Source organism: Undibacterium sp. (assembly GCF_030683615.1).
Taxonomy (GTDB): Bacteria; Pseudomonadota; Gammaproteobacteria; order Burkholderiales; family Burkholderiaceae_D; genus Undibacterium; species Undibacterium umbellatum.
The window spans coordinates 244304-266496 of sequence record NZ_JAUXQE010000035.1 but is presented as its reverse complement, the minus strand read 5'-3'; the positions used below and the strand labels follow the sequence as shown (position 1 = coordinate 266496).

General features: G+C 48.7%; 17 protein-coding genes and 2 pseudogenes. 10 read left to right on the top strand and 9 right to left on the bottom strand.

Going from position 1 to position 22193, the window contains the following annotated elements:
* Positions 1 to 21: 21 nt before the first annotated feature.
* On the bottom strand, positions 22 to 678 hold the full coding sequence (gene leuE / locus Q8K39_RS18345; RefSeq protein WP_186953045.1) for a leucine efflux protein LeuE: 657 nt from the start codon (positions 676 to 678) through the stop codon (positions 22 to 24).
* A 70-nt stretch (positions 679 to 748) separates the two neighbouring features.
* A complete protein-coding gene (locus Q8K39_RS18340; RefSeq protein ID WP_186953044.1) occupies positions 749 to 1840 on the bottom strand; it encodes a sensor domain-containing diguanylate cyclase in 1092 nt (363 codons plus the stop codon).
* 372 nt (positions 1841 to 2212) lie between these two features.
* Between Q8K39_RS18340 and cysS the strand changes: the two genes are divergently transcribed.
* Positions 2213 to 3586, top strand: a complete 1374-nt coding sequence (cysS, locus tag Q8K39_RS18335) for a cysteine--tRNA ligase (protein WP_186953043.1) — start codon at positions 2213 to 2215, stop codon at positions 3584 to 3586.
* A 75-nt stretch (positions 3587 to 3661) separates the two neighbouring features.
* Positions 3662 to 4288 carry a hypothetical protein gene (locus tag Q8K39_RS18330; RefSeq protein ID WP_305262474.1) on the top strand — a complete coding sequence of 209 codons (627 nt, stop codon included), beginning with the start codon at positions 3662 to 3664 and terminating at the stop codon, positions 4286 to 4288.
* Positions 4289 to 4312: 24 nt separating this feature from the next.
* Here the strand turns inward: Q8K39_RS18330 and Q8K39_RS18325 are convergent, their stop codons facing one another.
* Together Q8K39_RS18325 and Q8K39_RS18320 are read right to left on the bottom strand one after the other, a co-directional pair.
* A complete protein-coding gene (locus Q8K39_RS18325; RefSeq protein ID WP_305262472.1) occupies positions 4313 to 6457 on the bottom strand; it encodes a TonB-dependent siderophore receptor in 2145 nt (714 codons plus the stop codon).
* A 265-nt stretch (positions 6458 to 6722) separates the two neighbouring features.
* Complete coding sequence (locus Q8K39_RS18320; protein WP_305262470.1) at positions 6723 to 7493, bottom strand: transporter substrate-binding domain-containing protein; 771 nt, start codon at positions 7491 to 7493, stop codon at positions 6723 to 6725.
* Between the two features lie 249 nt (positions 7494 to 7742).
* On the opposite strand from Q8K39_RS18320, the gene htpG reads away from it, so the two are divergent.
* Positions 7743 to 9650 carry a molecular chaperone HtpG gene (gene htpG / locus Q8K39_RS18315; RefSeq protein ID WP_305262467.1) on the top strand — a complete coding sequence of 636 codons (1908 nt, stop codon included), beginning with the start codon at positions 7743 to 7745 and terminating at the stop codon, positions 9648 to 9650.
* Between the two features lie 55 nt (positions 9651 to 9705).
* Here htpG and Q8K39_RS18310 read toward each other — a convergent pair whose 3' ends face one another.
* A complete protein-coding gene (locus tag Q8K39_RS18310) occupies positions 9706 to 10215 on the bottom strand; it encodes a DUF3016 domain-containing protein (protein WP_305262465.1) in 510 nt (169 codons plus the stop codon).
* A 192-nt stretch (positions 10216 to 10407) separates the two neighbouring features.
* Here Q8K39_RS18310 and Q8K39_RS18305 point away from each other — a divergent pair, with 192 nt between their 5' ends.
* Positions 10408 to 10935, top strand: coding sequence for a DNA-deoxyinosine glycosylase (locus Q8K39_RS18305; protein WP_305262511.1), 528 nt, complete (start codon positions 10408 to 10410; stop codon positions 10933 to 10935).
* Positions 10936 to 10965: 30 nt separating this feature from the next.
* Here the strand turns inward: Q8K39_RS18305 and Q8K39_RS18300 are convergent, their stop codons facing one another.
* Entirely contained in the window at positions 10966 to 11901 is a 936-nt protein-coding gene (locus Q8K39_RS18300; protein WP_305262464.1) for a hypothetical protein, read from the bottom strand.
* Between the two features lie 225 nt (positions 11902 to 12126).
* Between Q8K39_RS18300 and Q8K39_RS18295 the strand changes: the two genes are divergently transcribed.
* The 5 genes and pseudogenes from Q8K39_RS18295 to Q8K39_RS24995 all read left to right on the top strand — a co-directional run bounded on the left by Q8K39_RS18295 (position 12127) and on the right by Q8K39_RS24995 (position 17499).
* Positions 12127 to 12960 carry a methyltransferase domain-containing protein gene (locus Q8K39_RS18295; RefSeq protein WP_186953037.1) on the top strand — a complete coding sequence of 278 codons (834 nt, stop codon included), beginning with the start codon at positions 12127 to 12129 and terminating at the stop codon, positions 12958 to 12960.
* A 19-nt stretch (positions 12961 to 12979) separates the two neighbouring features.
* On the top strand, positions 12980 to 14761 hold the full coding sequence (locus Q8K39_RS18290) for a GspE/PulE family protein (RefSeq protein ID WP_186953036.1): 1782 nt from the start codon (positions 12980 to 12982) through the stop codon (positions 14759 to 14761).
* A gap of 23 nt (positions 14762 to 14784) precedes the next feature.
* Positions 14785 to 16137: pseudogene (locus Q8K39_RS25005) on the top strand (CHASE domain-containing protein); the annotation flags it as partial.
* A 153-nt stretch (positions 16138 to 16290) separates the two neighbouring features.
* Positions 16291 to 16980, top strand: a pseudogene (locus Q8K39_RS25000) (histidine kinase dimerization/phospho-acceptor domain-containing protein); the annotation flags it as partial.
* Between the two features lie 15 nt (positions 16981 to 16995).
* A complete protein-coding gene (locus Q8K39_RS24995; protein WP_370868638.1) occupies positions 16996 to 17499 on the top strand; it encodes a sensor histidine kinase in 504 nt (167 codons plus the stop codon).
* Here the strand turns inward: Q8K39_RS24995 and Q8K39_RS18280 are convergent.
* Positions 17445 to 18341, bottom strand: coding sequence for an SDR family oxidoreductase (locus Q8K39_RS18280; RefSeq protein ID WP_305262459.1), 897 nt, complete (start codon positions 18339 to 18341; stop codon positions 17445 to 17447). The two genes, Q8K39_RS24995 and Q8K39_RS18280, sit on opposite strands and share 55 nt — an antisense overlap.
* Positions 18342 to 18353: 12 nt before the next feature.
* Between Q8K39_RS18280 and Q8K39_RS18275 the strand changes: the two genes are divergently transcribed.
* Positions 18354 to 19382 (top strand): CDP-6-deoxy-delta-3,4-glucoseen reductase, encoded by a 1029-nt coding sequence (locus Q8K39_RS18275; protein WP_305262457.1) that lies wholly within the window; start codon positions 18354 to 18356, stop codon positions 19380 to 19382.
* 392 nt (positions 19383 to 19774) lie between these two features.
* On the opposite strand, the gene Q8K39_RS18270 is transcribed toward Q8K39_RS18275, so the two are convergent.
* Positions 19775 to 20068 carry a hypothetical protein gene (locus Q8K39_RS18270; RefSeq protein ID WP_305262455.1) on the bottom strand — a complete coding sequence of 98 codons (294 nt, stop codon included), beginning with the start codon at positions 20066 to 20068 and terminating at the stop codon, positions 19775 to 19777.
* A 120-nt stretch (positions 20069 to 20188) separates the two neighbouring features.
* Positions 20189 to 21694, bottom strand: coding sequence for an amidase (locus Q8K39_RS18265; RefSeq protein ID WP_305262453.1), 1506 nt, complete (start codon positions 21692 to 21694; stop codon positions 20189 to 20191).
* Positions 21695 to 22193: the final 499 nt, after the last annotated feature.

The following is a 22193-nucleotide window of genomic DNA, read 5'->3' as shown; positions in this document are numbered from 1 at the left end:
GGTTACATGCTTATTAAGTTTTCAATGCAAGCTGGCATTGGCCAGCTTGACACCGAACCAGACAAACATACTGCCCACGCCACTGGACAAACTGGCTGACAGGCGACGGCGCTGACTAAAGCTGCGTGCCAGACGGGAACCCAGGAAAATCAGTACAGAAAGATAAGTCGTGCTGAATACCATCACCACCGCACTCAGTATCAAAAAAGGTACTGCCGGCGTAGGATAGGAAGGGTCGATGAATTGCACAAAGAAAGACAGCAAGAACAGGATCGCTTTCGGATTCAAGAGGCTGATGACCAGTGCGCGCTTGAAAGGGTTTTGCATGTTAATCGCGGTCGCCTGCGTTTCTGCCACAGTCGCTGTCTTGTTGCGCCATTTTTGTATGGCAGCCCAGATCAGATTGACACCTACCCAGGCCAGGTAAGCTGCACCAGCATACTTAACAACCATGAATAAAGCCGGGTAAGTACGCAAGATACCCGCAGCACCAAGAGCGGTCAACATGAGCAAAATACTATCCCCGACAAATATTCCGGCTGCACCTTTGTAGCCTTCACGTACACCGCGTGCGGTAGCAACGGCCAATACATACAGGGAATTCGGTCCTGGCAACAAGATGATGCCCAAGGCACCCAGTACATAAGTCCACAAATCGGTTACACCATAAAAACTCATTTCCCTACCCTCACATCTGACTGATTGATCCCTGCCGGAGCCCGCCATCCATTGCTGCTTGTTTTGCACATCAAACGGGCATAGGCATGAGATTAACATCTTGCTGCATTTCTTGCTGACGCCTGGCAGAGCCCTCACCTGCCCTGCGCAACAGGCTCAATGCGGTATCTCCTTCACGCAAAGTAGCAGTGCGCACCGTGGCGCTGACTTTCATTTCCTTACCTGACACAGATATAGGCATGGCAATCACCGTGGCGCGGGTACGATCGGCAATTTTACAGGCGTCTTCGGCTGATGCTTCTGGCAAGAGCACACAAAACTCTTCGCCGCTAAAACGGGCGATGCAATCGTAGGAGCGCATGGCACGTTTCACGCGGCGGCTGACCTCGACCAGGATCACATCACCAACCTGTGGACCATGCGTGTCGTTGATAAGCTTAAAATCATCCAGGTCCAGCACCAGCATGGATAATTGTTTACCCAGACGCAGATGGCGCTGCAGCTCAGCGTCAGAGATTCGCATGAATTCCTTCCAGTTGGCGACACCAGTAACCGGGTCTATATTTTCCTGTCTTTCCAGTTCCTGCTCTGCACTCAAAAGCTTGCGTCTATACCTGTGTACATAGACAGCGATGGCATGACCGGTGATGGCAACTGCAGGCAAAATCAGCAAGACGCTGGCCGCTTGGGAAAACGTGCCTGATTGTTTATACAAAAGCAGCAAACAAGATGCCGCGACAAACAAGAACAGGGGCTTGCGCAAGATATTCAAAGCCAGGGGCAAAGAAATAAAAGCCATCAACACCAGCCATGCATCGACCATATAATGCCCCAGATAATCTCGTGGCAAACAGGCATTGCTGATGAACTGCGTCAGCAAGACTGCAACTATCCAGTACATCGCATAGCGGTCCAGTTTCGGGACATTTTCTTCCGTTTCGTAGCGTCTGACCAGCCACACAGAATAGACAAAGACAGACAAGCGCATCAGCAGCAAGACTGCCAGAGGTGTGGCTGGCTCATGGAATAGCACATCCACCAGTGTCAGCGGCAAGAATGCCCACAACATGATACGCACTACCCGGCGTACTTGCGCCCTGTCTTGTTTGGTGTAGTGAGAACGATAATTCTCTTCGCTGACATCTTTATAATTCGTTTGCATTTTTGCACCGTTTTATTTTTTTCAGCCTGTGGCGTCTCCAGCTCGACTCTTGTCAGTCTGTACAATTTTGATCAAGAGTGCATATCTATGCTACATTCTCACTCTAGGCTGCATTGTTTCAGCCATCAAAGACAACAGAACTGCTCAGATTTAATTATATGCCTCACTTCGACAAGCAACATGTTAAAGATTGCATAGGCGACACGCCTGTGTATGGCATGTATGCGTGTGCGCAAGTACTAGATTTCAACTCGACCCGTTGTTGTTGAGTTTGTAGATCCGTATGCAGCGGGACAGTCCCTGCCTGCCAGTCTCAAGTAACACCCTGACACCTTCATCGACCCAATTTACATTTCGCTATTTTCACAACAAATGGACATACTTCTCTACGATAACTGGGAACGCCGCTTGCGCCCTTTCAGCCCCCTGAACAAAGACTGGGTGGGCCTGTACTGCTGCGGACCTACCGTATATGACTATGCCCATATCGGCAACCTGCGCACCTATCTGTTTGAAGATTTGCTACGCCGCGCCCTGGAATGGAATGGTTATACCGTACGCCATGTCATCAACATTACCGACGTCGGCCATCTGGTGTCTGATGGTGATGACGGTGAAGACAAAATGGAAAAAGGCAGCCGCAAAGCCGGTGAATCGGCCTGGCAAATTGCTGACCGTTTCACGACTGCCTTCAAGGATGATCTGCAAAAATTGCACATTCTTGAACCTGCTATCTGGTGCAAGGCCACTGACCATATTGTTGAGCAAATCGATTTCATCGCTGCCATAGAGAAAAATGGCTACACCTATCGCACCAGCGATGGTATTTATTTTGACACCAGCAAGCAGGACGACTATGGTTTCCTGGCACGCATCAAGCGTGATGCCATCAAAGCGGGCAGCCGCGTTGAACTTGGTGAGAAACTGCACGCAACTGACTTCGCGCTGTGGAAGTTCAGTCCGCCAGATGAACATCGCCAAATGGAATGGGACAGCCCTTGGGGCCGAGGCTTCCCTGGCTGGCATATAGAATGCTCTGCCATGTCGGCCAAATACCTGACGCCCTGGTTTGATATCCATTGCGGTGGTGAAGACCATATCGCCATTCACCATAGCAATGAGATAGCGCAAAACCAGGCTTGCCATGGCACCCGCCTTGCCAACTTCTGGATGCATGGTTATTTCCTGCAAATCGATTCTGGCAAGATGTCCAAATCGACAGGTGAATTCTTGCGCTTGCAAACTTTGCTTGATCAGAATATCGATCCGCTGGCTTATCGCTACCTGTGCCTGACGGCACATTACCGCAGCCAGATGCAGTTTAGCTTTGAAGCGCTGCTGTCAGCCCAAACTGCCTTGCAACGCCTGCGCGAGACTTATCATGCCTGGCCAACAGGTGGCAATATCAATGCAGAATACCGCGAGAAATTCACCTCCTTCATCAATGAGGACCTGAACGTACCGCGTGGCCTGGCACTGGTCTGGGAAATGTTGAAAGCCGATTTGTCCGATGCCGACAAAAAAGCCACACTGACAGAGTTCGACAAGGTGTTTGGTCTGGGTCTCGCACAATGGCAACCGGCCGTGCTGGCAATTCCGGCAGAAGTGCAAAGTCTGGCCGAACAGCGTCAGGCTGCACGCAAGGCCAAGAACTGGGCTGAGGCAGACCGTTTGCGTGGCGAGTTGCATGCACTGGGTTATGAAGTCGAGGACAAGGCCGATGGCATGCAAATCAAGGCATTATAATAATTAGCCATGAAATCCAATCAGGGGAAACTAGTGTTTCCCCTGTTTTTTTGGGCGAAGACCAAGGAAAATAATATGTTTAAAAAAATGAATTTACTGCCTGGAAAATTCACAACGCTCTTAGGCCTGGCCCTAATACCAGCACTCAGCCTGGCCACAGATTATGTGGAAAGGAAAGACATACCCGCAGAGTTACGTCCTTTCGTCTTACCAAACACAAAATTGCTGACCTATGAAATGGCCGACTTAAATGCGGACGGCAAACCCGACTATGTTTTCATCCTGGAAAAGCAAAAAAAACAGCCCGATGAGAGCTCCATCGACGAGGGACAACGCCCACTGAAGATCGCGATACGTCAGGCAGACGGCAAGTTAAAACTGGTCAAGACGAATGAAAGAATCGTCTTCTGCTCTGCTTGTGGCGGAGTGTGGGGTGATCCATTTGCTGATCTGACGACGGACAAAAAAGGCTTCACTGTGTCTCATTTTGGTGGCAGTGGCTGGCGCTGGGCAAACAACTATCAATTCAATTATTCACGCAAGGATGATACCTGGCAGTTGGTCAAGGTTACGGAACTATCCTTTCACGCCAGTGACCCGGACAAAGTTAAAGAAAAAATTTACACGCCTCCTAAACATTTCGGCAAAATCGACATCGCCGATTTTGATCCAGAAAAATTCAAAGGCGTGGGTGCCAAATAGGTAATGGGGGGAGCCCCCCATTACCTACAAACTCTTCTCAAACTGCAAGCGTATCGTTGCACTTGCCGGTGTCCTTGTGGCGCGCATAGTGTGTTTGTCCGGACCGTTATATTCTGTAGCCTGCAATACGTCCTGATGCAGGAGATTGTTTATCGACAGGCGCAACTGCGTTTTATTTTCCAGCTTCCATAGACCATACACATCAAGATTACGACTGACACCCGTGTAGGTGCGCAAGTCTGAAGTGGCTTGCACATTGCCGCCTGTCTGCAAATTAAAGTTAACACCAAATGATTGCCGTTCACTGCGCTTGTAATCCATGCCCAGATTGGCAGTAAACGGCACTTGGTCGGCCAGACGATTATCTGCCCCTGGTATGGCATCCAGTTTCGACCAATTACGTGCTGCATTCAGCCGTACTTCCAATGGTGGTGCAGCAGGAAGAAAATTCTGCAAAGCGAACTTTGCATCCATCTCTATCCCCATCACTTTGGCGGTGCCATGGTTATATGGCGAGGTAATCCACACACTTTTTTGCTCATCCAGATTTTTTTCAACCATTTTTTTCTCGTACAGGTTTTGCACAGTTACATCCTGCACTCGCTTCACATAGGCTGAAACGCTGAACATGCTGTTTTTGGCGAAATAAGATTCATAAGCCAGATCAGCACCCCAGGCTAGTTCAGGCAAGAGTTGTGGGTTGCCCTGATAATCCGGGTTAGTCGGACCATTGTCATTATTTGCCGTGTAGCGCCTTGGCACCAGGCTGCGCGGTGTGGGCGCCTTATAGGTACGGGACAAAGCAAAGCGCAGTTGGTCTTTTTCTTGCTCAGGCAGTTTCCACAATAATTGCATGACCGGGCTCCAGACGCTGGACCGGGTCTGCACGGGTGCCATTAACCGGCCTGTAGTTTCTGTATTCAGCCCTTCCCAGCGCATGCCCAGGTATGCTTGCAGGCGGCTCGTCACATCCCACTCGTCCTGGGCGAACATGGCAATGCGCCGCACATTAGCTCGGTAGTCTTCCACTAGCGGCTCACCCACGGCATTGGAATTGGCAGCCCTATCAAATTGCAAGCGCGCTTCTGTGCGTCGCGTCAGTGCAGCATCCCATCCCAGTGCAAGGCTGTGATCGTCACGAAAGCGGCTCAGGTATTTTCCGCTGCTACTGACGCTGCTTTCCGCTGCGTTCGATATGACATGACGGTTGAAAGCCTGGTCTCGCGGAGAAGGATAACCAAAGAAATTGTAGTCTACTTCGCGGTGATTGTAATTCAGGCCCAGCTTTGCATTGAGCTTGCTGTCAGCATCCAGCCTGTGTGCCCAGTTCAGGTCTGTGCGCAAGATTGCTGTGTGCATGGAGGCCAGATAATTATTATCCGGGTATTGTGTCGCATCCCCCTTCACAGTCGCTTCATAGTCACTACCCCCATTCAAATTGCCGTAATAATCAAAAAAACTCTGCCAGCTAAGCGTGTCGCCATTCTCTAGATTCCAGTTCAGTCTGGGACTGAGTCCGAAGCGCCAAACATCTGCAATATTTTTTTGTTGCATCAAACGCAGAGTTTTAAGTTCGCCGCTTGTGTCATAAATACTCTCTATCACCTGCGGCAGGCTTTCATAGCCAGTTTTCGACAGGGTGCTGGTAACAGAATAGGAAAAACCTCCATTCTTGTCAGCGACTTCCAAAGCAAGCGAAGGGTTCCAGTTATTTTCACCATGCGCAATGCCAATCTTAAAATCTTTCCTGGCACTGTTCACACCTTTTTTGAGGATGATATTGATGGTACCAGCCACCGCCTGTGCACTGAATTCTGCCGTCGTGGTCCGCAGGATTTCCACTCGCTCTATCAACTGAAGTGCGATACTGTCTATGGAAAACCCAGTCGCTACCGCATCGCCATTCAATAAAATCTGGGTATAACCAGATCCCAAACCACGCATGCGCAATTCATTGCCCACGACAGACACACCAGGCTGGCGCTTCAATACAGCAGATAATTGTGTGTCTCCATACTGCATAAGTTCAGCTGCATTGACGATGATTTTTGCGGCTGTGTCATTTTTCCGCTGCGCTTTCGCGCCCGGCCCGGAAACTTCCACGGTTTGTACCGTGGAAGTTTCTTTCGCAGGCAGATCCGCCGCATGAAGGTGAGTAGTCCAGAGCAAAACCGAACTCCCCAAACCACTCACTCCCAGTTTCAGAAATGTTTGGACGGACAAATACGAGAGACGAGATTTATTACTTGAAACCAGTGTGGGCATGAAAATAAATTAGTGAGGAGAAGAAAATGATTAAGCGCCATATGCGAGGAAGATATGGCAAACAGATACAGACAAGGGGATCAATTATGAAGTGGGCACGACTATAGCTAAATAGCCATGTGATAAAAGCCCGAAATGAGGTGACAGCGAACTCATTGCCGCTGGCAGATTATTTTGCAGGCAGCAATCCTGTCCTGGGGTCTTTCAAAAAATCATCAAGTATGCGCGCTATGCTGCCGTCATTTTTCATGGCCAGCAAAGTCGAACTCAAGATTTTGGAATGCGCACTGGCAGCAAACTCTGGCCTGACACGCATGACATGAGAACCATACGAAATCACCAGGCTAGGGCCCAATAAGTGGCTGGATGAATTTCTTTCTGCCGCCGCCAGTATGGCGGGTTGACTACCCACTATGCCTGAAATGCGCCCGGCTTCCAGCATGCGCATACCATTTTCCAGCGTATTGATTTCCACCTTTCTGACGCGCTCATCCTGGCCAAAAGTACCGTAACTCAACCGGCGCATCATGCCTATGCCTCTGGCAGCAGAAAGGATAATCAAGTCATCATAATTCTTCAAGACGGCACCACGCTGCGCCACAACCAGGATGGGGAATTGCGTGACTTCGGACAGAATCAGGCCTTCCTGCTCACTAAAATTTTCTGCCTGGGAAATGCTATAAGCTTCTTTATCTGCCGGAAACATCACGACATGACGAGCACTGGGGACGATCAATAGCTGCAAAGGCACGCCAGAACGCTTGCGCAATTCATTTGCTATGCGCACATTGATGCCATCATAGTCGCCCTTGCCTTCCTTACTCTCTTTGACAAAAGCAAAAGGTGCCACTTCTGTCAAATAAAGGTTAGCCGCACTGAGTAAAGGTGCAAACCCGCACAACAGGCAAAAAATGAGCAAACTCACTACTTTCAGCAACATAAAATCACTCCGTGAGCCTCAAGAAACTATGGCAACAAGCATTACATTATAGGCAATTTTAGTAAAATTTTATAAAAACACAAGTATTTGTGTATCGCAATAATTAAAAACTTAAATTTTCATGCTGTTTAAGCAATCATCTTGAAATCCATGAAAGCGGCCTCACCTTTCCTCTGCTCTAGCAATGTTGCATAAAAAAGCAGCAGGTAAGCAATTACCACTACTACTAAAAAATCTTTGAGGAAAACCATGTCAGAAAAGCAAACCCTGGGCTTTCAGGCCGAAGTCAAACAACTCCTGCAACTGATGATCCACTCCTTGTATTCAAACAAGGAAATCTTTCTGCGCGAACTGATCTCGAATGCTTCTGATGCATCAGACAAACTGCGCTTTGAAGCCATCAACGATGCCAGCCTGTTTGAAAACGATCCTGATCTGCAAATACAGGTCAGCTTCAACAAGGAAGCCCGCACCATCACTATCGCCGATAACGGCATAGGCATGAGCAAGGCTGATACGATAGAACACCTGGGCACAATCGCCAAATCCGGCACCAAGGAATTTTTTGGCAAATTGTCTGGCGACCAGCAAAAAGATGCGGCGATGATAGGCCAGTTTGGCGTCGGTTTTTATTCCGGCTTTATCGTTGCCGACCGCATCACCGTAGAAACCCGTCGCGCCGGTCTGCCTGCAGACCAGGCTGTACGTTGGGAATCTGAAGGCGCTGGCGACTTTAGCGTCGAAGACATCGTCAAGGAAGGCCGTGGCACCAGCATTACCTTGCACCTGCGTGAAGGTGAAGATGAGTTCCTGTCTGCATGGAAGCTCAAATCCGTCATTCGTACTTATTCCGACCACATCTCCCTGCCTATCAAGATGCAGAAAGAAGAGTGGGATGAAGAGAAAAAAGAACAAGTCTTGAAAGACGAGCTCGAAACCATCAACCAGGCCAGTGCCTTGTGGGCGCGCAGCAAGTCTGAAATCACGCCTGAGCAATATGATGAGTTCTACAAACACGTCTCGCACGACTACAGCGCGCCGCTGACCCACACGCACAACCGCGTTGAAGGTCGCAGCGAATATACACAATTACTGTATATCCCGGCACGCGCACCATTTGACATGTGGGACCGCAACAAGCGTGGTGGCATCAAGCTCTACGTCAAACGTGTCTTCATCATGGATGATGCAGAACAATTGATGCCAGTCTACCTGCGCTTCGTCAAAGGTGTCATTGATTCAAACGACCTGCCGTTGAATGTCTCACGTGAAATTTTGCAGGAAAGCCGCGACATCAAGGCCATCCGCGAAGGCTCTACCAAACGCGTGCTGGGCATGCTGGAAGATTTGGCAAATGCTGACGGTGACGACGCAAAAGAGAAGCAAGACAAGTACACCACTTTCTGGAAAGAATTTGGCCAGGTCTTGAAAGAAGGTGTCGGTGAAGACAGTGCCAACAAAGAGCGTATCGCCAAGCTATTGCGCTTTGCCTCTACCCACAATGACAGCGATGCACAAACTGTTTCACTGGCAGATTATCTGAGCCGTGCCAAAGAAGGCCAGGACAAGATTTACTATGTGACAGCCGAAAGCTATGCGACAGCAAAAAACAGCCCGCATCTGGAAATTTTCCGCAAAAAAGGTGTGGAAGTCCTGCTCCTGACCGACCGCGTCGATGAATGGATGCTTTCTTTCCTGAATGATTTTGAAGGTAAAGAACTGGCCTCCGTCGCCAAAGGTGGCCTGGACCTGGGTCAACTGGAAGATGAAGCAGAAAAGAAACAACATGAAGAAACCCAGACCGAGTTCAAGGACCTGGTCGAGAAAATGAAAACCGCCCTGGCCGACAAAGCCAAGGACGTCCGCGTGACCTTCCGTCTGACTGATTCACCAGCCTGCCTGGTGGCGGATGAACATGACTTGTCTGGCAACTTGGCGCGCATGCTGAAGGCAGCCGGTCAGAGCGCGCCTGAATCCAAACCGATACTGGAAGTCAACCCTGACCATCCTTTGGTACAGAAACTCAAGTATGAAGAAACCAAGTTCGATGACTGGTCACACATCCTGTTTGACCAAGCTTTGCTGGCCGAGGGCGGCAACCTGACTGATCCTAGCGCCTTTGTTAAACGTCTCAATGAGATGTTATTAAGCAAGTAAATTTTGCCAAATGAAAAACGGACTCAGCAGTGAGTCCGTTTTTTTATGCTTGAAGCTATTGGCGTACTGGAAAAACTTTATCACGCTGCTGCCTCTTGAACCAGTCACGCAACATTTGTTCTTCATAGCGGAAACTATGGTTGCTGCCAGCAAGATTCGAGTGCATGAGAAAATTCATGTCCCTGAGATTTTCAGTCCCGGACACAACACTTTTCCCGTCTCCGTCTTTCAAATCAAAACTGAACGTCATGCGCGGCCAGTACAAGTCCTTGATGACGCGAATCTCATTCACGGTAGTCCGAAAAAAAGGTCTGACATCACCTGCCAGATCGACATCCGTAACCGTCACGTCCCATTGATAGCCATCTGGAAGTTTTTTCGCCAGATCTGCAAAGATATTGTCAAATTCCTTGATCAAACGTCCCTGAAAATCAGACCTGAATTCATTGCCGGAGCGAATATCGGTGAATTTCTCTGGCTCTTGCCAAGTAACCTTCACTTCTCCGGCCTGTGCCTGACCAGCCATCAAGGCAGCCAGAAGCATCGTGCTCATCATCAAATTCATTTTTTCACCTCCAGATTCATTCTACTATAGCAAATATGCGCCTGATTCCAGAATAGTCCATGTAAGTAAAAACAGCCAGACATGCAGCTCGCAAGCCGTGGTGAATTTTGTCACAAAGTTTATCAGGCCAGATTGATGTTATGCAGCATTACCCACGCTTGCAATCCCACTATCCAGCCAAATATATACCGCATGATAGCCCAGCCTTCATCCACCAAGTCCAACTCTACTTTACTACAAGGTTTTCCACCTGTAGTAAATGCAGATACACATACGCTGATACTAGGCAGTTTTCCTGGTGTCGCGTCACTTGACGCGACCCAATATTATGCCCATAAGCAAAACCAGTTCTGGCGCCTGGTATCCGCGTCTCTGGGTTCAGATCTGGTCGAACTGGACTATGAACAGCGTCTGCAAGTTTTGCTGGCGCATGGTATTGGTCTATGGGACGTTTTTCATTCCTGTGCACGCACAGGTAGCCTGGATTCGGCAATAAGAAATGGCAAACTGAATGATTTCAGCATGCTGCAAGCCAGCCATCCCACGTTGCGCAAGCTGTACTTCAATGGCCAGACGGCAGGAAAATTGGCGGCTTATTTCAGCGAGCGTGGCTATGTCACGGCGATACTGCCCTCGTCCTCGCCCGCCTATGCCGTGCGCAGTTTTGAAGAAAAACTGCAAGTCTGGCGGAGCGAATTGCGCCCGGCCATTTCCCTCTGAAACATTGTTTAGACAAATCAGGCAGGCGTTTTACTTCAGCTCACTTCTTGGTACTGTAGCCAGGGAACTGCTCAGTTTTTGTGTTTCGCCGACATTAAAAACCAGATCATCCGGCACCACTGTGGCCGCTTTCAAGCCCTGCGCCTTGCTTGCCTTATAGCCAGTTGCAGCATGCACAAAAAATTCTTCCTGCGTTTTTACGATCGATTTGTTGCCCTCAGCTTGCTGTTTATTGCTGGTGGTACTTAATTTCAGAACATAGTAGTCATCTGTGGCATTCTGTAAAAAGCTGAGTTTTCCGGTACTTTCCCAACATGCCTGCATCATCCCTTCCTGCTCTTCTTCATCGTCGCTGCAAGTACCACTATTGCTTTCACCCATATCAAGATCCAGCATCTTGATGGGCTTGACCTCGCTTAATGAGATAAGGAAGGCATAATCATTAGTATAACCCTGATGCACATCGCCACCCTTGAACAATAAGCCATATTTATCCTTTCCCAGCCGCATCAGACTACCCCCTGGTGCTTCGCCGTACGCGCCGGATTCCACCACTTCCTTTTTACCTTTTTCAAATATCCATTGCTTGCCGTTGTAGGCAAATACGTAGACGGAAATCATCGCACTGGTAGCATGACTCCGCTCCACTACGCCATCGAGGATTTGCTGGCGCTGGATGGCCAACACCCCCTTGTGCTTTCCTGCTTCTGTATAAGTTGCCACCAGCAAGGCTGTCGCAAGAGTGTCGGCCTCTTTCATATTCCATTGCGCCGTGTTTTTCTCTGGCAGCAGGACGCCCTGCTGTTTGTCGTTATATGTCCCAAAAATGGCCAGCATGGCCGTGTTGGCATTGAATACATCAGGTTTGGCGGGGTCTACCGGCGCACGGCCAAACAAGACATAGGCAGTAAGGCCAAGCAAAGTCAGGAACAAGGCCAAAAAAATGGCGTTTTTTTTAAATTTCATTGCGAGTTTGGATAAGTGGAATGTCAGCAGCGCGGCATTCTACTCTCATTCACCCGCCCCATTCTTATTTGGAAGGAAAATGCTGTGCCTGGACAGCGCAATACAGGTAGCAAGACGAACATTCATCGTCACTTTCTTGCAAGATTTTCAGGCAAAATTTATTACAACTTGCATGAAAAATGTAAATTTGCTTTCCATGTACGCCATGAAGGTTAAAATAAGCATATGCTAATTAAACGTAAATCCATAGAAGCCGAAGCGAACTACCGCTCTGGCCCCAAAGCCGCGGCACTTAAAAAGCCTAACCGCAAACCCAAATTTGCTCCCGTAACCCTGTCCGAACTGGATGGTGTGCGCTTTTTGCATTTCGGTACTGAATGGGTACAGGGTGCGATGCGCCTGCGCAAACCCGATGCAATAGAACTCGAATATGCACAGCAAATGATGTCCTGGATGTTGTTCATCGATGCGCCACAACACATTGTGCAACTGGGCCTGGGTACCGGTGCGCTCAGCAAGTTTTGCTATCGTCAGTTTGCCGATGCACAAGTGACTGCGGTGGAACTGAATCCTTCGGTCATCGCCATTTGCGAAAGCATGTTCAAGCTGCCTGCCAATGACGAACGACTGCATGTGCTGGAAATGGATGCCATGGACTTTGTCCTTGATGATAATAATCACGGCCATGTCGATGCCATGCAGGTAGACTTGTATGATGCAACTGCTCGAGGACCTGTACTCGACAGCGCCGAATTTTATCAAGCCTGTGCAAACTGCCTCAAGGATGATGGCATTCTCACCGTCAATCTGTTTGGCGACCACCCCAGCTACGCACGCAACCTGAAAGCCATGCGCTTTGCCTTTGATACCGTGCTATGCCTGCCCGAAGTCCATGACGGTAATGTCGTCGCCCTGGCTTTCAAGCGAAAACCTGAACTGGATTTTCCAGCCCTGTATGAAAAGGCTGACCAGATCAAGGCAAATACCAAACTGCCCGCAAAATCCTGGGTGAATGGACTAAAAGCAGGCTCAAGTACGCCTGCGATCCGAAATAAATAATTTAAAACGGCCATACAGCATGAATAAAACCACACATCGCAGTCTGAACCTGCAACAAATTTTTACATGGCTGATGGCCGACGGCATTATCCTCAAAGAAGATGCCAAGACCCAGTTTCATGCTACCCAGGGTTTGCTCAAGAACGGCCCGGCCAGCATGCACCCGCTGACTGCAGTAGCGCAAGCCAAATTACACTCTGCCATCTCGCCGCATATCTTGCTGACACTGGACTGGCTGACAGAATGGGCCGCTGGCAAAGTCAATATACCTTTCTATCGCATCGACCCCCTGAAGATTGATTTCACCAGTGTGTCGGACGTTATGTCTTCATCCTATGCCACACGCTTCAACATTTTGCCAGTTGAATCGACCAACACCACTGTCGTGGTCGCCACCACCGAACCATTCAATACTGAATGGCAGGATGAGATCCTGAAATTCAGCCGCAAGGAAATTCGCCTGGTGCTGGCGAATCCCCTGGAAATCTCGCAGTATATCGTCCAGTTTTTCTCTTTGGCAAAATCCATCAAGGATGCGCGCAAGTCAAATAAAAACGACACCAATTTGCGCCAGAACTTTGAACAACTGATAGAAATTGGCAAGACCAATAAACAAGTTGATGCGAATGACCAGCACATTGTCAATATCGTAGACTGGCTGTGGCAATTTGCCTTCGACCAACGTGCCTCGGATATCCATCTGGAACCCAAACGCGACGTTTCTGTCATCCGCTTCCGGATTGACGGCGTCTTGCACCAGGTATATCAGGTACCTGCCACTATCATGATTGCCATGACGGCCCGTATCAAGTTGCTGGGTCGCATGGACGTGATCGAAAAACGCCGACCACAGGATGGCCGTATCAAGACCCGTACCAGCGAAGGCCAGGAAGTGGAATTACGTCTTTCCACTTTGCCCACAGTCTTCGGTGAAAAAATGGTTATGCGTATTTTTGACCCCGAAGTCGTGGTCAAGACTTTGCCTGAGCTGGGCTTTCCACTGAATGATGCCAAACGATGGGATCATCTAACCAGCAAACCGCACGGTATTATCCTGGTGACAGGACCTACCGGATCAGGTAAAACCACGACCTTGTACACCACCCTGAAAGCCCTCGCGACACCAGACGTTAATGTCTGTACCGTCGAAGACCCTATTGAAATGGTAGAAGGTTCGTTCAACCAGATGCAGGTGCAGTCCTCCATCGATCTGAGTTTTGCCGATGGAATACGCGCCCTCATGCGTCAGGATCCTGACATCATCATGGTGGGTGAGATACGCGATTTGCCGACCGCAGAAATGGCCATACAAGCCGCGCTGACGGGTCACTTAGTCTTATCGACCCTGCATACCAATGATGCGCCGTCAGCCATCATGCGTCTGCTGGAGCTGGGCGTTCCCTATTATTTACTGGAAGCAACCATCATTGGTATCCTGGCCCAGCGTCTGGTCAGAACCCTGTGCATACATTGCAAATCACCAGAAGGCGAATTGGTGGATGCGGTCTGGGAAACCCTGACTGAAGGCTGGGGCATCAGCAAACCCGAGAAAATCTATAAACCAGTCGGCTGCCCGGAATGTCGCCAGACTGGCTTCATGGGACGTACCGGTTTATATGAGTTGCTAACGGTTACCCTTCCTTTCAGCAAACTGATTACAGAAAATGCTGATATCCACGCCTTGAGGCAGCAAAGCATCAAGGATGACATGAAACCCTTGCGCATTGCTGGTGCTTATAAGATCATCGAAGGTGTTACTACGGCAGATGAGGTTTTGAAAGTGACTTCATCACTGATCTAGCACAGTCTTCAGGATAGTCAGGGATGCGTCCAACACAGGCAAGTGATACGCGACAAATCATAGGGCAGATACTGCTGCTTGCTGTCATGTATGCAGTGTTAGGACGCCTTTCTCTGCTACTGGCCATCCCTCCAGGGTACTCTATCGCGATTTATCCCCCTGCGGGAATAGCGTTGGGCATGGTGCTGACTGGCGGTTACCGCCTCTTGCCTGGTGTCGTCGCTGGTGCTTTTAGCGCCAATCTCCTCATCAACCTGAGCATTTTTGGCAGCATCAATGCCAACGCCCTGATCGCATCGACCATTGTTGCTGCTGGTGCGGCGCTACAGGCTTTTGCAGGTGCCCAGCTAATACTGAGAAAATTGCAGGACAACCTGGCACTGGGCTCTGACAAGGCGATTTTCCAGTTTTTTATCTACGGAGGCGCAATTGCCTGCCTGATCAATGCCACTATCAGCGTGGCTGGCCTGGTCGCGCTTGGCATCATTCCCAAGCAGGACTTCTTCAATAACTGGATAGGATGGTGGATAGGTGACACCTTCGGGGTACTGACTATCACCCCTATCGTCATGGTAATTTATGGCAAGCCACGCGAAATCTGGCATGCCAGACGATGGAGTGTCCTGGTACCTTTGTTGATTTGCCTGATGCTGGTGATCACAGCATTCACCTTTACCCGCTACCGCGAAGAGCAAAAGCAACAACTCGAATTTCGCCTGAAGGCAGAGCGGGTGGGCCAGAACCTGCAAAACAAGCTCGATAGCCATGCTGAGATTTTGCACAATATTGAGCGCCTGTATGCCAGTTCCATGCAAGTCAGCCGCAGCGATTTTGCCACCTTCGTCAGCCACACGCTGCAACATCAGAAAGCCATTACCTTCCTGTCCTGGGCCCCCAGGGTAGAACATCAGCAGCGTGCAAGCTTCGAAGTTTCAGTCCTGCGAGAGGGATTTGCCAATTTCCAGATACTTGAAGTCGACGAACTGCACAATCTGGCAGAGGTGCGTGCCAGGGATGACTATTTTCCCATACGGTTTATCGAGCCATTCTTTGATAATCATCAAATGTTTGGCTATGACATAGGCTCAACGACCATACGCCGGATTGCCATAGAAGATGCGCGTGACAGCGGTCACCTGACTGTGACTGACCCGCTGATTACCAACGACACAGATGGCAGGGAGCAATTGCATGTCCTGCTGTTCGCGCCTGTCTATGAAAACGGCAAGCCGCGAGAAAACATGGAGCAGAGAAAGGCTGCATTTTCTGGCGTTGCTGTCAGCATGCTCAGGATGGCCGACGTGGCCAGGGAAATTCTCTCCAATGAAGACATGCGAAGCGTGCGCATCAAGTTCTACGACCTCTCCTATCCAGGTAAAAAAGAAATATTTATTGATGAAATCAGCGGCCTGGATCAAGCCTATCTGTTTCAGACCACCATCAATTTTGGTGGCCGCCAGTATGCCCTGCAGGCCCAGCCATCTTCAGAATACTGGCGCACCAACATCGCCTGGATCACCTGGATCACCATGATAGGCGGTCTGTTATTCACAGGCTTGCTGGGTGCCTATCTGCTGGTGGCGACAGCCCATACCTTTGGCATAGAAAGCCTGGTGGCACAGCGCACCGCCCAATTGCATGATAGTGAAGAACGCTTGCGCACGGTACTCGACAATGCTGCTGAAGGCATACTCACCACCAATGAAAATGGCATTATAGAATCGGCCAATCGCTCTGCTGAAGTATTGCTGAAGTATGAGCATGGCAGCCTGTGTGGCAAAGATATGCTTAGCCTTTTTCCTGATCCAGCCTCCGGGCAATTTTTATCACGCCATTTACGCAATAACCATCGCGAAACGCAATATGAAGTAGCGAGTAAAAGTGAGCGTCAGGAGTTATTGGTAAAACAAAAAGATGAGTATGAAGTGCCAATAGAACTGGCCATCACCCGCGTGCGCATGGGTACGCAAGTTTTGTATGTCATCATCCTGCATGATTTGTCAGAGAAAAAACGGGTAGAAAAACTCAAGACCGAATTTGTCTCTGCGGTCTCGCATGAATTACGTACGCCTTTGACTTCGATACGTGGCGTGCTGGGCTTACTGGTCGGTGGCGTGGCTGGCGAAGTGCCGGAAAAAGCGCATTCCATGCTGGTCATGGCAAATGACAATGCCAAACGCCTGACGACACTGATCAATGATTTGCTGGATTTTGAAAAACTCGAATACGGCAGTATGCAATTCCATTTTGATACCCTGCCACTGTACGAGTTGATCGACAGCACCCTGCAATCAAACCAGGGATATGCGCAAAGTTTTGACATAGCACTTTGTCATGAATCACAAACCGATCAGGTCATCCACGTCAGAGTCGATGCGCAGCGCTTTGTACAAGTCCTGTCCAACTTGCTGTCAAATGCCATCAAGTTCTCACGTCCACATGGACAGGTCGATGTGCGTGTCAGTGTCATTGACGACCAAGTCAGAGTGGAAGTGCAAGACTATGGCATCGGTATCTCGGAAGAATTCAAGAGCAGCATCTTCCAGAAATTCACTCAAGAAGATGCCAAGGCCGCTCGCAAATATGCTGGTACTGGCCTTGGACTCAGCCTAAGTAAAACCATGATTGAAAAAATGGGCGGACAAATCGGTTTTATCAGCACCGAGAATCTGGGCTCATGTTTCTATATCACTCTGCCCATCGTAGCAGACCTTACCCCATCGCTGACCGAGGCGTAACGCAGCCGCATTCCCAGCTCCAGCTTGATACGCTGGTTTTGCATGCGTCTTGATTCCGACATGAAAGACAGCAATACCGGACTGACCTGCTGCGCCAGGTCGGCGCGCGGCAAACGCGGTGGTCGAGGCAAGGCAAAGGTATCGGCCACCAGATCAAAATATGCAGCCATTTTCATGTTGCTATCATCAACGGCATGATAAACCCGATTGGGCAAGGCCCTGAACAGAGCAAGCTTGATCAATTGAGCAAGGTCATCTGCATGGATGTGATTGGTGTACACATCATCAGCCTCTATGAGCGCAGGCGTACCCTTTTGGAGACGTTCGATCGGCAAACGATCAGCGGCATAAATACCTGGCACACGCAGGATGGACAGGCATGAATGACTTCGCCTGGCCCAGGAACGCAGACAGTTTTCCGCGGCCACGCGGCGCTGGGCGCGGGCATTTAGTGGCTTTACTGTTCTGGTCTCGTCAAACGATGCGCCAGCACAATCGCCATAAACGCCTGTCGTACTGATATAAACAAGACGGCTCTTGTCAGGTAAAATGGCCGTCAAATTTAGTGTGCGCTTGTCGGTTTTGCCTTCCGATGGCGGCGGTGCCAGATGAACAACACTGTCGACCAAACCTTTGAGGCGGGCCAGGGTATGTGGCTGGTCCAGGTTTCCCAATAGTGGAATGGCACCGGCAGCACGTAACTCTGCGCATCGCCCAGCCTGGCTGGTCAGTGCAAAGATGCGAAAATGCTGGCGCAACAAGGGTAGCAGGCGCATGCCTACATCGCCACAACCTATGATAAGCAAGCGTGGCTTGCCAATTTGTTTAAACTGTTTTTTCATATTCAGGATAGTATGACTTTTCAAGTAAGCGTCACTCCCAGTGGCCGTCAATTTAGCTGTGAAGAAGATGAAACCGTATTGTCGGCAGCTCTGCGCGCAGGCGTCATCTTGCCATATGGTTGCAAAAATGGTGCATGTGGTTCTTGCAAAGGCAAGATAGCAAGTGGAACTGTGCAACATGGTCCGCACCAGCAACGCGCCCTGACTGAGTTGGAAGAAACTCAGGGCATGTCCCTGTTTTGCTGTGCCAAACCACAATCAGACCTGACCATAGAAGCCCGCGAAATCGTCGCAGATGGCGATTACCCGGTCAAGAAAATGCCTAGCCGCATTGCAAAACTGGAAAAACTGTCGCACGATGTTATGCTCATCGCCCTGCAATTGCCTGCCAATGAACGCCTGCAATACCGCGCTGGCCAATATATAGAATTCCTTCTCAGGGACGGCAAGCGCCGCAGCTATAGCATGGCAAATGCCCCCCATCTGGATGAACACATTACTTTACATGTTCGCCATATGGCGGGTGGCCTGTTCACCGACCAGGTGTTTTCCACTTTGAAGGAACGTGACATCCTGCGCTTTGAAGGTCCGCAAGGCACTTTCTTCCTACGTGAAGATAGTGAGAAGCCCATCATCCTGTTGGCTTCCGGCACTGGCTTTGCCCCTATCAAGGCGCTGGTTGAGCATTTGATCCATTTAGAATCCAAGCGCCCCGTCAGCCTGTACTGGGGTGGCCGCCGCCCTGCTGACTTGTATATGCATGCTTTGTGCAAGGAATGGGAGAAGCAGATACCGGGCTTTAACTATATTCCTGTGGTGTCTGATGCATTGCCTGAAGATGAATGGAATGGCCGTAGCGGTTTTGTGCATCAAGCAGTGATAGCTGATCATTCAGATTTGTCTGGCTATCAAGTCTATGCCTGCGGCGCCCCTATCGTTGTAGATTCGGCCAAGCGTGATTTTACGGGACAGTGTCTGTTACCAGCAGACGAATTTTATGCAGATTCGTTTACCTCGGCAGCGGACCTTGCTATCACTTAAAACCAAGGAAGTATTTGCAATCTTCTCTTTCACGGTAAAACCTCATCTGCCTAGTAACCGCCGTGCCCATCAAGCCTCTGTACCCTTAAAGTCGTCATACCCACGCAAGTGGGTATCCATGCAGAGCTTGATAGGCCACATTCACAAAGTACAAAGCATGAGGTTGATCAGCGAATTTCGATTGAAAGTCGCGGGAATGACGAAGTGGAGAGTGTCGCTGTGAACGAGGGACTCGTTGGGTGATGCGTCAGCGTGTGGATAAGCGCAGACTTCAGGCAATCATATCCTCCGATCAATATCTAGGAAACCTCTGATTAAGTCCGGTTCGCCATTCGTAAGTCATTGATTTTTCAAGAATTAATTTTACGATTTTAGACTTGATCAGAGGTGGCCTAGATGAAAAACATGGGAACCATGAGGCAAGCATAAACCATCAAAGGTGTCATGCAAAAGCGAAAAGCGAGAACGTCATACAACTGGGATATAGATGACGCGCCAGCTTCGCGACTTTTCTTGTATGCACTATAAAACGACCAAAAAGCCAGCACACAAATGGCAAGCATCGGCACACCAAAGAAGTAAGACTTCATCTGCAAGGTAACCAAATTTTTGATGCCAATAACCAATAAAACGGCTAAACCAAACCAGCCGAACATGCTCGCAATAACTATTAAAAATCCCTTCATGAATTCTTACTCCGCATTAATATCATGATGTGTTCATTCCACCTCATTTTACCCTTTGCTCATCCTGTATAACGTGTCAGCTGACAAGATCGAGGTAGTCCGGCCCAATCTCTGCATACTTTAAGGCCCAGGGTTGTTTTTCTCCCTGCTACAATTCTTGTCTAATGGGTATTCAAGTCTATCTAGGTACTTGTCTAGACTTTTCCCAATTTGTAGCAATTTAAAGTCCTCGTACTTTTTTCCAACCAGCTGAATGCCGATGGGCAACTGTTGGCCACTTAATCCTAACGGCATCGCCAAAACGGGGTTTTCCGTTAGTGTAAAAGGTGTCGTATAAGCCTGTGTTGCCATGTAATAGTGAATATCTAGTCCATTTACTTTTATAGGCTTGTTATAGATGCTGAAATTTCCATAGGATTTGCTTGGAGCATGATGATCAAAGGCGGTCCCTGCACTCACCGGACAAATGAAAACATCATAGGTACTCAAGAAATTTTCCATCATGTTGATCAGCTTATCCTGGATACTAATGGCCACCATGTATTTTTCAACTGAAGTTGGCTGAACAATATTTTGGTGCATGGGAACATTCTTGAGTACACCTTTTGTGAATGGCAAACCCAGCCACTTGATAAAATTTGACTTGTTATATCCACCTTGCATGCCGACAAAACTGCCCCATGTTTTCCATGCCAAATAGAAATCTATTTCAGGGCATGCTTTTACAACGGTGGCTCCAGCCTTCTGCAGTTTAGAAACATATTCCTGTATTTTCAGTTTGATCTCATGATCAACACCCACGCCACCAAATTCATCAGTCCAGGCAATTCTTAAATTTTCTATATCAGTGTTAACTGTGCTCTTGCTTAATGGGGTGAGCCTTCTATCCTCAGATGTCGTCTGAGCAATAATGTTCATTGCCAACTCAAGGTCATCAATATTTCTTGCAAGTGGGCCAGCAACTGCAAGGGATTTTAATCCATCTACTTTTTCTTCAGGATCCATTTGTATTCCCTTGAGAGAAACCGTTCCAAAAGATGGCTTGAACCCGTATACGCCGCAGTACGATGCTGGAAGTCGAATTGAACCTGCCAAATCGTTACCAAAACTCAAAGGTGTCATCCCAGTAGCTAACGCAGTTGCACAGCCTCCGCTACTTCCTCCGCTGGTTTTGGTGGTATCCCATGGGTTATTTGTTTTTCCGAAAATAGGATTATCAGATTGCATATCCATTGCCAGAACCGACAGGTTCGTCTTACCGATAATGATTGCACCTGATGCTTTCAGCAATTTGACAATTTCCGCGTCATGATCAGGTACGTTATCCTGGAGCAGTCGATGTCCGGCAGTTGTCCGCAGTCCTTTTGTCTGATAATTGTCTTTGATTGTGATCGGAACGCCATGAAGTTGCCCCCAGATTTCACCTTTTGATATTGCAATATCAGCTTCTTTGGCTCTTTTTAATGCTTCCGTTTTATTGCGCGTCACCACAGCATTGTAGGTGTGATCGTACTTCTCAATATGCTCAAAAAAAGCATTGACTACCTCATAAGAACTCAGTTTTCCTGATCTTATATTTTCGGCTAGTTCACTTGCCGATGAAAACAAAATACTGTTCTGCCTCATTGTCTTTCCAAATATCAAAGTGATTAGAATAGTTAAAAGAAGGATCAAATAATTGATGAACGCTATCTTCAATCACTTGAAATACATTTACAATGAACATACCTACATGTCTATTATTCAAATTTGAATAGATCTATTTTTTACTCTCTTTTTAGGCGAATGGCTGGGATCGCTTGGATATGACGATTCTCTTATGACTAATCTGAGCCTCAGCCAGTATTGACATTGACGAACCAATTGAAACAAGTCGCTTAATGGATAAACCGCAAAATTATTTTGACGCAGTGCGCAAAAAGTCCTACTATCCGTTTTATGAAAATTTTTACTGACATGTCCTCACCAAATATTGCACGACGTCGCGACTCGCTTAGCGAGCCTGGGCCGATGTAGGAGTGAGCGTGCGCGTAAAAAGCTGCACCACGAATATCCAGCCACAGGTTTATCCCTGTGGCTTTTTTTTACCTTGAATTTTTATCTTCCCCACCCACTGTAACGACCT